The organism is Nocardia sp. bgisy118 (assembly GCF_057708605.1).
In genome coordinates, this window is sequence record NZ_JBYISM010000018.1 from 83574 (window position 1) to 94567 (window position 10994).

The 10994-nt window shown below is 70.3% G+C and carries 8 protein-coding genes; 5 read left to right on the forward strand and 3 right to left on the reverse strand.

Annotated elements, in window-relative coordinates; all coding sequences use genetic code 11:
• Positions 1 to 7: 7 nt before the first annotated feature.
• Complete coding sequence (locus AC3EO7_RS22040; RefSeq protein WP_435592280.1) at positions 8 to 4783, reverse strand: cation-translocating P-type ATPase; 4776 nt, start codon at positions 4781 to 4783, stop codon at positions 8 to 10.
• 533 nt (positions 4784 to 5316) lie between these two features.
• Between AC3EO7_RS22040 and AC3EO7_RS22045 the strand changes: the two genes are divergently transcribed.
• The 5 genes from AC3EO7_RS22045 to thpD all read left to right on the forward strand — a co-directional run bounded on the left by AC3EO7_RS22045 (position 5317) and on the right by thpD (position 9341).
• Entirely contained in the window at positions 5317 to 6027 is a 711-nt protein-coding gene (locus tag AC3EO7_RS22045) for a response regulator transcription factor (RefSeq protein WP_431965600.1), read from the forward strand.
• 118 nt (positions 6028 to 6145) lie between these two features.
• The gene (gene ectA, locus AC3EO7_RS22050) at positions 6146 to 6730 is read left to right on the forward strand and encodes a diaminobutyrate acetyltransferase (protein ID WP_435592281.1); all 585 of its coding nucleotides are present in this window, start codon (positions 6146 to 6148) and stop codon (positions 6728 to 6730) included.
• Positions 6727 to 8037, forward strand: a complete 1311-nt coding sequence (ectB, locus tag AC3EO7_RS22055; protein WP_431965604.1) for a diaminobutyrate--2-oxoglutarate transaminase — start codon at positions 6727 to 6729, stop codon at positions 8035 to 8037. The genes ectA and ectB overlap by 4 nt, the downstream gene beginning before the upstream one ends.
• The gene (locus AC3EO7_RS22060) at positions 8034 to 8429 is read left to right on the forward strand and encodes an ectoine synthase (RefSeq protein WP_431965606.1); all 396 of its coding nucleotides are present in this window, start codon (positions 8034 to 8036) and stop codon (positions 8427 to 8429) included. Before ectB ends, AC3EO7_RS22060 begins: the two co-directional genes overlap by 4 nt.
• Before the next feature lie 15 nt (positions 8430 to 8444).
• Entirely contained in the window at positions 8445 to 9341 is an 897-nt protein-coding gene (gene thpD, locus AC3EO7_RS22065; protein ID WP_435592282.1) for an ectoine hydroxylase, read from the forward strand.
• 68 nt (positions 9342 to 9409) lie between these two features.
• On the opposite strand, the gene AC3EO7_RS22070 is transcribed toward thpD, so the two are convergent.
• On the reverse strand, positions 9410 to 10633 hold the full coding sequence (locus AC3EO7_RS22070; RefSeq protein ID WP_435592283.1) for a hypothetical protein: 1224 nt from the start codon (positions 10631 to 10633) through the stop codon (positions 9410 to 9412).
• Positions 10633 to 10854: a hypothetical protein gene (locus AC3EO7_RS22075; RefSeq protein WP_431965612.1), complete on the reverse strand. Its 222-nt coding sequence runs from the start codon at positions 10852 to 10854 to the stop codon at positions 10633 to 10635. The genes AC3EO7_RS22070 and AC3EO7_RS22075 overlap by 1 nt, the downstream gene beginning before the upstream one ends.
• Positions 10855 to 10994 lie beyond the last annotated feature (140 nt).

The following is a 10994-nucleotide window of genomic DNA, read 5'->3' on the forward strand; positions in this document are numbered from 1 at the left end:
GCGCGGGTCAATCGTCGGCGGCGGGCGCGGGCAGGAAGCGGGGGAGCACCACCGAACCCGCGGTCGCCGCGGCAGCGGTCGTCGCGGCGATGGTCCAGCCGACCGGGCCCAGCGGGGTGCAGCCGAAGTAGTTGCACACCCCCGGCGTCATGACCACCGCGGCGAGCACCGCGCCGCTGGCCGCGGTGGTGACCCAGACCAGCGGGCTGTCGTGGCCGGAGAGCAGGGTCTGTCCGAGCTGGGTACCGATCAGCGCGACCAAGCCGATGGTGGCGGCGCGCCGGTGCGAGCCGGTGTAGCGGCCGATCGTCCACGCGGCCGCCGCGCCTGCGGCGGTGGCGATGCCGCGCACCGCGATGGTGTGCGTGAGTTCCGACCCGAGTCGCGCGGGCGGGATGTCGGAGAGCTGACGCGCCCGCTGCTCGGGATCGGCGGCGTTCTGCTCCTCGCGGTCGGGGGACAGGGCGAGCGCCAGCGCGGGGAACATGTCGGTGAGCATGTTCACCAAGAGGAACTGGCGGGTGCCGAGCGGGGCGTGACCGCTCACGGCCGTGCCGTACAGCGTGAAGGCGACCTCGCCCGCGTTCCCGCCGACCAGCACGCCGACGGCGTCGTTGATCCGCTGCCACATGCCGCGCCCCTCCACCAGGGCGTGCAGCAGCGCGGTCGGGTCGGGGTCGGTGAGAACCAGATCGGCGGCGTTGCGGGCGGCCGCGGAACCGTGTGCGGCCACACCGATTCCGACGTCCGCGCTGCGGATCGCGGCCGCGTCGTTGCTGCCGTCGCCGGTCATGCCGACGACGTGCCCGCCGCGGCGCAGCGCGGCGACGATGCGCACCTTCTGTTCCGGAGCGACCCTGGCGAACACCGAGGTCTTCTCGATCAGCTTGGTCTGCGCGCTGTCGTCGAGCCGGTCCAGATCCGCGCCGGTGGCCACCGACTCCGCGTCGATGCCCAGCTGCCGCGCGACGGCCGCGGCGGTCACCGGGTGATCGCCGGTGATCATGCGGATGCCGATCCCGTTCTCGCGCAAGGCATTCACCAGCGGCAGCGTCTGCGGACGCGGTGTATCGGCCAATCCGAGGAAGCCGAGCAGGGTGAGTTCGTCGACCGCCTCCTCGACATCCTCCGGCTCCTCGTCCAAATCCCGGCGGGCCACCACCAGCACCCGCAGACCCTGTTCGGCCAGATCCCGCACGACTGCCTGCGCGTGTTCGCGCTGTTCGTCGGTGAGCGGCTGCTTGTCCTGTTCGCCCGTGCGCACCTTGGCGCAGCGCGGGAGCACCACCTCGGGGGCGCCCTTGACCACCAGGCGCAGCCTGCGGGTGGTGTGGCCGAGCGCGGCGGCGTAGCCGCGGTTGGACTCGAACGGAATTTCCTCGATCGGATCCCATTCGTGCGCGTCGTCGCCGAGCACGTCGGCGGCATCGACGACCGCGCGGTCCGTGGCGTGCAGCACCGGACCTTCGTCCTGGTCGGGGCAGGCGCGCGCGGCGGCACGCAGCAGACGGCGCGCGGCGTCGGAATCAGCGTCGGGCTGCCACTGGTCGTGCAGGTCGGCGAGAGTGGTCAGCCGCAACCGGCCTTCGGTGAGTGTCCCGGTCTTGTCGAAGCACAGGGTGTCGACCCGGCCGAGCGCCTCGACGGTACGACTGGCCCGCACCAGGACGCCGTGCTTGGAGAGCCTGCGCGCGGCCGCCAGCTGTGCGACGGTGGCGACCAGCGGCAGGCCTTCCGGCACCGCCGCGACGGCCACACCGACGCCGTCGGCGATCGCGGTGCGCAGCGGTTGTCCACGCAAGCCGCCCAGCGCCGTCACCGCGCCGCCGCCGGTCAAGGTGAGGGGCAGCACACGATCGGTCAACCGCCGCAATTGCGCTTGGACGCCGCCCTTTTCGGGCGGCGCCGCGCCCGCGGTCGCGCGGCCCGCCTGGGTGTCGGCCCCGACGGCGACCACGACGGCGCAGGCCGCGCCGCTCACCACGGTGCTGCCCTCGAAGACCATGCACGCCCGGTCGCCGAGCTCGGCGCCCGGCGTCGCGGCCAGCTGCTTCTCCACGGTCACCGATTCGCCGGTCAATCCCGATTCGTCCATCTCGAGATCGTCGAGCCACAGCAGCCGCGCGTCGGCGGGCACGATATCGCCCGCCCGCAGCGCGACGACATCACCGAGCGCGAGGCGGTACGCGGGGACAACACTTTCGTCGGCGCGGTCCGTATCCGGTTCGGCGCCGCCGTCGTCGATCACGGCGCGGTCCAGCAGCCGGGCGGTCACCTGTTCGTCGGCCATCAGCCGGTGCAGGGCGTTCTCGGCCTTCTGGCGCTGCCGCGCGGAGACGAGCGCGTTGACGGTCAGCACCGAGGAGAGCAGGACGGCGTCGGACGGCGAGCCGAGGATGGCGGTGGCGACCGCGCCGACACCGAGGATCGGGGTGAGCGGGTCGGCCAGCTCGCGGCGAAGCTGCCCGGCGAACGAGACCAGCCCTGCCAACGGCGCCAGGATCGCCGGGGCGCGAGAGGCTTCGGCAGCTCGCTCGGCCAGGGCCGGTGGTCGCGGCAGCCGGGAGAGGACCTCATCGGATTCCAGCGCGTGCCAGGGCAGCAGCGGAGCCAAGGTGCCAGGCGGTTCGGCGCGCACGGCCCGCCAGCCCGCGACAGCGCCGTTGAGCAGGCCGACGCAGTGCGCGGTGACCATCGGCGAGTAGCGGCCGCGCCGGGCGGGTCCGGTCGCCAGCAGCAGTCCACCGAGTGCGCAGGCCGAGAGGGCCAACGCCCGGCCGCGTTCGCTGGCCTGCCTGGCCGGGGCGACGGCGGCGAGCACCCGTTGGGCCTGGGTCAGATCGCGGCAGAGCAGGTCCGCGCTCCACGGTGGACGCATCGACCCCCAGTCCCCGCCGCACAGGCCGATCGCGACGTCGGCCCAGGCCAGCGCCTTGTGCGCGCGGGGGCTCAGCACCGCGACGACGTGACCGTCCTGCTGCGCGCCGTGCACCAGCTTGCTCATCGACACCCCGGCCGAGGCGAATTCGTCGGCGAGGGAACGCAACTCGGCGACGTCCTCGCCGCCGACCAGGGTCACCCGCAGACCCGCGCTCCGTGCCGCGCCGAGCACGGCGTGGGCGCGGCGGTCCAGCTCGCGACCGATCAGGACCCGGCCCACCGGCCGGTCGCCGTCGCGCAATTCGCGCCAGACCGGGCGTAGGGTGGCGCCGCGGTCCGGCAGCCCGCTCGTGGGGTGCACCAAGCGCAAGCCGTGCGTATCTTGCTGCTGTGCTTGGTCTTTCGTGCCAGGGGCTCCCTCGTCCTTCCCCGGGCGGAGCAGACGCTGGGCCGCACTCCACACGTGGGCCGCAGCCCGCTGTTCGTTTGCTTTCACCCGCTCGCCCAGGTCGTCCTTCGCGGGGCCGGACCCGTTGCCCGACACTCGGCGCGCCGCGTCCTCCGACGTGGCAGGCGGCTCGGCGCCGTCGCGGGTGGCCCCGTCGGCGCCGTCCGTGCCGGCCGACGCCCGGCCCGGCCGGTGTCGCCGGTGCGGGTCTCGCCACCGCGGATCGATGGCCTCGGCGGCCAGCACCAGACGGCCTGGGGTCAGCAAGGATTCGCCGTCGACTATGAGCGCGCTGAGGCGGTCCAGCCGTCGCCAGACGACCGGTTCCAGGGTGAGTACGCCCGCGCGCGACAGGGTCGTCGAGACGGCGGCGGCGTAGGCCTCCCTGGTCGCGCGGGCGGCTTTGGGCGCGCCTAGTTCGAGCGCCTCCGCCGCGGCGCTTCCGCTCCGTGACGCGCCGAACGCCGCGGCGCTCAGCAACGCGGCGGCCGAGGTCTCGTCGCCGACCCGCTCCACGGGTCCGTGCGGCAGATCGGCGGGCCTGGTGTGCGGGGGCAGCGGCTCGTCGACGGAGAGCGCCGTGTGCGTGGTGAGCTCGCACTCCCAGCTGTGCCACTGGGCGCGCCGCGCGACGACTTCGGTGAGCACCATCGTGCGCTGCACGGTGTCGGCGAACAGGTTCGCCATGCCTTCGGCCGGCGCGTTGCCGAGTGCGTTGCCGAACGCCGTCGCGGTGCTCAGCACCAGATCCGTTCTGGGACGGCCCAATCGATCCTCCAGCATGCGCCGCAATCGCGGCTGGGAGTCGGTGAACGCGGCGATCGAACGCAGCGCCCGCACCGGCGGCCGGATCGGCAGCAGCCACGCGGCGCTCGCGACGGCCATCGCGCACAGATCTCCGGCGACCTGAATTCCGGCGACCAGCAATGGTTCTCGATCCGCGGGAAACTCCTCGCGGCGGCTCCACTCGCGGTCGGCGACCTCGGCGTCACGCTCGGTTCGCTCGACCTCGGCGAGCAGCGCGGGTAGGTCCGCCGCGCCGTGCGCGAGCGCCGCGACGACCCGTCCGGTGACCGCGTTGACCTCCCACCAGCGCACCGCGCGCAGGCGATCGAGTCGCTTGCCGAGCGCCCGCGTGATGGCCGGGTTGTCTTCGTCGGTGAGCCCGCGCACCTCGACGGTCGCGCGGTCCTCGCTCACCGCGATCCGCCGCTGGGTCCGTCCGGCGTGCGGATCGACGAGGTCGGCCAGATCGTCGCGCAGGTGGCCCGCCGCGTCGGGGAGCACCAGTTCGGCGCCCGCGACGGCGGCACGCACGCCCGTCTCGGCGACGCGGACCGGCACGGCGGCGACCTTCATCCCGGTGTCGAACGCCAACCCGGCTCCGGACCGCGCGACATCGACCGCTGTGCCCGCGACGGCGGAGACCAGCGGGTTGAAGACGACTCCTCGCACCGATAAGCCCATATCGGTCAGCTACCCGGCAGGGCACCCGGCAAACAGCTACCGAAGGCCCTTCCGGCGCTGCTCCGGGCGGTTTTGCCGCGCGCATTCGGCGGCCACCACCCGGGCGGCCGACTGTGTCGTAGATCACCGCCGACTTGCGATCGCCGCGCCCACCGGCAAGGGTGGAAAACCGGACGCACACCAGAAGCCCGGCAATCCGGACACGGAAAGGGAGCCGCAGATGCGTGGAACGGTGACGACGCTGTCGACACTGACTGTGGCCGCCGCGCGGACCCGGGCGACACCGTCGGTGTTGGCGAGCTCACCTCGCCGACCTGGATGCGCGTAATGGTCAGGTAAGACCAGCTCACGGCGGTCTTCGCGACCGTCAGGAGCGGCCCCCGCCGGCTACCCGATGTTTACCGAGCGGTCGCTACGGGTATTTGGGTGGTCGGCAAGCTGCTCGAAGCGGACTGTCGCGTCGTTGGGCATGCGATTTCCGCATCACGCCGCGCTTCCGCCTGTCTGCAAGGGATGAGGTCTTGAGCGCGAACCTGATGATCGTGGACGACGACGACCAGATCCGCGGGGCACTGCGGATAGCCATGGAGGACGAGGGGTACGACGTCGCCGAGGCGCACGAAGCCGAGGACGCGCTGACCCACCTGCGCAGCAACGGCGCCCCCGACGTGATGATCGTCGAGCTGATGCTCGGGGACATGGACGGATTCGATTGCATCCGGGAGATCCGCCGCGACCACGACGTGCCGATCATCGTGATCAGCTCGCGCGACGACACCCACGACGTGGTCGCCGCGCTCGAAGCGGGCGCCGACGACTTCGTCACCAAACCTTTCGAAATCAAGGAAATCTCCGCCCGCATGCGCGCATTGCGCCGCAGGGCGCGGCTGGCCGCCGAACGCGACGCGCCGCGCGAAACGGTGCTCGACGCATATCCGGCCGCGCCTCTGGTGCTCGACCGCGACGGCGGGGCGGTGCGCCGGGGCGACGAGGAAATTCGCTTGACCATCACCGAGTTTCGGCTCCTCTGCGAACTCGCGGAATCGCCGGGGCGTGTGCTCAGCCGCACACTGCTACTCGAACGTGTTTGGGACGACGGATTTTTCGGCGACGAACGCATTGTAGACGTCCATATGCGCCGGCTGCGCACCAAGATCGAACGCGATCCTTCCGATCCCTGCGTCGTGGTGACTGTGCGCGGTCTCGGATATCGCCTCGACGTGCAACGCTGATCACATTTTGTTTGGCCTCGTGATCTGTTCGTAATACAACCGCAAAGAGATCGACCACTTCAGCTCAAAGTTGGTTCGTAAGCCTGGATGAGTACTGCAGACCCGACCTGGGAGTTGTATGTCACTGCCAACCTTGTCCACGGAAACGATCGATCGCGCCGGCCTCGCGCCGGCATGGCGCAGATCCGACCGAATCGGTGCTCCGCTCCTGCGCGCGCCACAGCTGGGTGACGCCGCCCAGATCTGGCGAATCGCAAAGGATTCGCACGTGCTCGACACCAACTCGAGCTACGCGTACCTGCTGTGGTGTCGGGACTTCCCCGGAACCACGGTGGTCGCCGAGGTGGACGGCAGAGTCGTCGGCTTCGTCATCGGCTACCTGCGCCCGCAGGCGCCGGACACCGTATTCGTTTGGCAGGTGGCGGTTTCGCACAGCGAGCGCGGCCGGGGCACCGGTAGCGCGCTGATCGAGCGACTGCTCGACACCGTCGCCCCGCACGGGGTCACCGCGCTGGAAACCACCATCTCGCCGGACAATCCGGCCTCGGTCGCGATGTTCGCGGCAGTGGCCCGTCGCCGTGGCGCGCGAATGACCAAGCGCCCCTTGTTCGATCCTGGCGTCTTCCCCGACAACCACGCCGCGGAAGACCTCTATCGCATCGTGCCGACCGCACAGCGAAAGCCCGAGAAGGAGCTTCGATGATCACCGCCGAAACCACCGTCTTCGAGTCCCTGGAGTCGAATGTGCGCGGCTACTGCCGCGCCTGGCCCACCGTGTTCACCACCGCGAAGGGCGCCTGGCTGCGCGACGAGGACGGCAAGGACTACCTCGACTTCTTCGCAGGCGCAGGCGCGTTGAACTACGGCCACAACAACCCGATCCTCAAGCAGCCGCTGCTGGACTACATCGCCGGTGACGGCATCACCCACGGCCTGGACATGTCCACCGCGGCCAAGCGCAAACTGCTGGAGACCCTCCGCGACACCGTCTTCGCTCCCCGCGACCTGGACTACAAGGTGCAGTTCCCCGGGCCGACCGGCGCCAATGCCGTCGAGGCCGCGCTCAAGCTGGCCCGCAAGGTGACCGGCAGGGAGACCATCCTCAGCTTCACCAACGCCTTCCACGGCATGACCCTCGGCGCGCTGTCGGTGACCGGCAACGCCGCCAAGCGCGCGGGCGCGGGCGTGCCGCTGGTGCACGCGGCGCACATGCCCTACGACGGCTACTTCGACAACACCACCGCCGACTTCCAGTGGATGGAGCGGGTACTCGACGACTCGTCCTCGGGCTTCGACCGTCCCGCCGCGGTCATCGTGGAGACGGTGCAGGGCGAGGGCGGCGTGAATGTCGCTCGCGCGGAATGGCTTCGGCACCTCGCCAAGCTGTGCGAGGAGCGCGAGATCCTGCTGATCGTCGACGACGTGCAAATGGGCTGCGGCCGGACCGGTCCGTTCTTCTCCTTCGAGGTCGCCGGGATCACCCCCGACATCGTGACGCTGTCCAAGTCGATCGGCGGCTACGGATTGCCCATGGCGCTGGTGCTTTTCAAGTCCGAGCTGGACCAGTGGGCGCCCGGCGAGCACAACGGCACCTTCCGCGGCAACAACCCCGCCTTCGTCACCGCGCAGACCGCGCTGCAGCACTACTGGTCCGACGACACGCTGGAGAACGCGACACAGGCCAAGGGCACCCGCATCGCGCACGCGCTCGGCGAGGTCGCCGATCACTTCCCCGGCCTGTCGACCCGCGGCCGCGGCCTGGTGCACGGCATCGCCTTCGACGACCCGTCGCAGGCGGGCAAGGTCTGCCAGGTGGCCTTCGAACGCGGCCTGCTGGTGGAGACCTCCGGTTCGACCGACGAGGTGGTGAAGCTGTTGCCGCCGTTGACGATCACCGACGAGGAACTCGACTACGGTCTGCAGCTGCTCACCGGCGCCATCGACACGGTGTGCACCGGTTGGGGCCGTCTGCACCACCGCGGCCCGGCCGAGGGAGGTGAGCTGCGGTGATCGTGCGCAGCACCGCGGGGATCACCGGCACCGACCGCGACGTCGCGGGCACCGGCTGGCGCAGCAAGCGGATCGTGCTCGGCGGCGACGGTGTCGGCTTCTCCTTCCACGAGACCACCATCGAGGAAGGGACCGTGCACGAGTTCCACTACCGCCACCACGTGGAAGCGGTGTGGTTGATCGAGGGCGAGGGCACACTCACGGACTTGGACAACGACGTCACCTACGAGCTCGCCCCCGGATCCATGTACCTGCTCGACGGGCACGAACGCCATCGTCTCGAGGTGCGCAGCGCCATGCGGATGATGTGCGTGTTCAACCCGCCGGTCACCGGGCAGGAGGTTCACGACAGCAACGGCGTCTACCCGCTTGTCGCGGCGCCGGTCGGCTGAGAGGAGCGGCGAGAAGTGTTACCACAGACCATCGAGCGCGACGAGGTCGAGCGCATCGATCGGTATCCCACCCGCACCGGGGCGCGCACCGCGCACATCGAACGACCCGATCCGACGGTGTGGGGCAGGATCGAGTCCGAGGAGCTGACCACCTTCGACCGCGACGGCTTCGCGGTCGTCGAGGATCTGCTCGGCCCCGACGAGGTGGCGTTGTTCGGCGCCGAGATCAGCAGGCTCGCCGCTGATCCGGCGCTGGCCGAGGACGACCGGCTCATCGTCGAGAAGGCCTCCCGGCGGGTCAGGTCCATCTTCGAGGTGCACAAGCTCAGCGGCGCGGTCGCCGATCTGGTGCGCGAATCGCGGGTGGCCGGATTGGCCAGGCAGGTGCTGGGTTCGGAGGTCTACCTGCACCAAACCCGGATCAACTACATGCCGGGCTTTCGCGGCACGGGCTTCTACTGGCACTCGGATTTCGAGACCTGGCACGCCGAGGACGGGATGCCGAGCCCGCGCGCGGTGAGCCTGTCCATCGCGTTGACCGACAACCACCCGGTCAACGGGAGCCTGATGGTGATGCCGGGCTCGCACCGCACCTTCGTGCCGTGCCACGGCAGCACGCCCGCCGAGCACTATCGGGAGTCGTTGCAGGAGCAGGAGATCGGGGTGCCGAGCACCGACGACATCGCGACGCTGGCGAGCAAGTACGGCATCATGCAGTTCACCGGTCGGGCGGGGTCGGCGCTGCTGTTCGACTCGAACATCATGCACGGCTCGTCCAACAACATCACCCCCTTTCCTCGCTCGAACATCTTCCTGGTGTTCAACAGCGTGGAGAACGCCTTGGAGGAGCCGTTCGCCGCACCGGCGCGGCGACCCACCTACATCGGCAGCCGGGATTTCACGCCGGTGTAGGCGGACCTGTCGCCGCGCACTGCGTGATCCGGCACCACGCAGTGCGCGGCGCGGCACCGAGACGAGCCTCAGCCGTAGATGTTCATCGTGACCGTGAGGGTGGCGAGGCGGGTGTCCAGCCGGAGCTGGTGAACCCGTCGTTCGAGCGTCTCACGGTCCGCGGCAGGCAGCTTCGCCCACGCCTCGCCGAGTCGGGTCTGCGTTTCGGCGTCGATCTCGGCGAGGATGCGCAGCAGCGCGGGCCAGAGCCTGGCCTCGGTGACGATCGCGGGCAGCTCGACGAGCAGCGAGTCGTCCGATTCGAAAAGCCGCCTGCCCCAGCGCCGCGTCGCCTCGGCGTCGGTGCGCTCCAAGAGGTTCACCAGACCGCGCAGTGTCGAGGTTTCGGGCCGCTCGGCGACCTCGGCCACCAGCGCCGACATGACGGCGTGGTCGCCGGTGACCGGATTGGCGGCCAGTGTGTCCAGCGCCGAGGGGCCGAGATGCCCGATGAACGTGAGCAATTCGCGGATCGCGCCCGCCTCGACGGCGACCCGGACGATGTCGGCGTTCTGCTCGGCCGAGCCGACGTCGAAGAGGATGTCGCCGAGCGCGGCGATCACATCCTCGTCGCAGCGCGCGAACACCGACAGCGCGATCAACCGCAGCTCCGCGGAGCCGGACAAGACGGTGGCGGTCAGGCGCGGGATTCGTTGGGTGGGACCGTGCAACATGTGCCGGATGATGGCGCTGATGTTCGCGCCCGAATAGGCGTAGGCGGCCGACCGGATCATGCCCTCGTCGTCGGTGACCCCGGCTTCCACGGCGCGGATGAGAGTCGGTGTGGCATAGGCGAGGAACGGACCGGCGGTGACGTAGTCGCCGCGGCGCAGCAGCTCGTTGGTGATGGCGACGACCGGCCCTGGCGGCGCGACGTCGGCCAGCGCGCCGACCGTGCGCGGATCCACGTACGGCACGCAGTCCGCGGCGTAGGAGACGTCGAGCATGGCGAGTGCCTCGGCGGCTTTCTTCGGATGCTGGACGCCGACCGCGCCCGCGGCGCGCCCCGCCATCGTCGGCGGCACCACGCGCCGGACCAACGGCAGCGAGATGCTCAGCGGAATCACCGGAACCAGCATGGCGAGGCGCCGGAAGGTGGCCGCGTGTTCGTCGAAGATCCGGCTCGCGACGCGCTGTTGCAGTTCGTGTAGCCGTGCGGCGCCGAGTTTCTCGAGGTGTGCGAGGCGCTCGGCGGGGACGTGCAGGGTGCGGGCGAGCAGGACGATCTGGGCCCTGATGACCAGGTCGCTCATCAGCCGAGCCGGTTTCCGAACATGATCTTCTTCGCCGCCGTGCGCAGCGGCCACGGCAAGGCGCCCACGATCGCGTCGACGGAGTCGGCGAGAGTGGCGGTCTCGGTGCGCAGCGCGGCGTCGACCGCTGCGGCCAAGTCTCCGATCTCCTGATCGGTCAGCAGATCGAGGGCCGCTAGCGGTCCGCCCAATTCGCGCTCCAGGTCGGCTCTGGCGGTCATCGTTCTCCCGTCGTGCGGCCCCGTCGACCTGGCGCGGCCGCGAAGCTTTTCTCGATCACATTGTGCAGGTCCGCACGAAATACGGGACGGATTCCCAAATTTGGACATTTGACCGAAAAGTCACCGGCACGTCCCTGGCG

What these genes read in the sequence shown, in the direction of transcription:
- ectA (WP_435592281.1), top strand. Translation starts at nt 6,146, where the DNA reads ATGTCACTGCCAACCTTGTCCACGGAAACGATCGATCGCGCCGGCCTC.
- ectB (WP_431965604.1), top strand. Translation starts at nt 6,727, where the DNA reads ATGATCACCGCCGAAACCACCGTCTTCGAGTCCCTGGAGTCGAATGTG.
- AC3EO7_RS22070 (WP_435592283.1), bottom strand. Translation starts at nt 10,633, where the DNA reads ATGAGCGACCTGGTCATCAGGGCCCAGATCGTCCTGCTCGCCCGCACC.
- AC3EO7_RS22075 (WP_431965612.1), bottom strand. Translation starts at nt 10,854, where the DNA reads ATGACCGCCAGAGCCGACCTGGAGCGCGAATTGGGCGGACCGCTAGCG.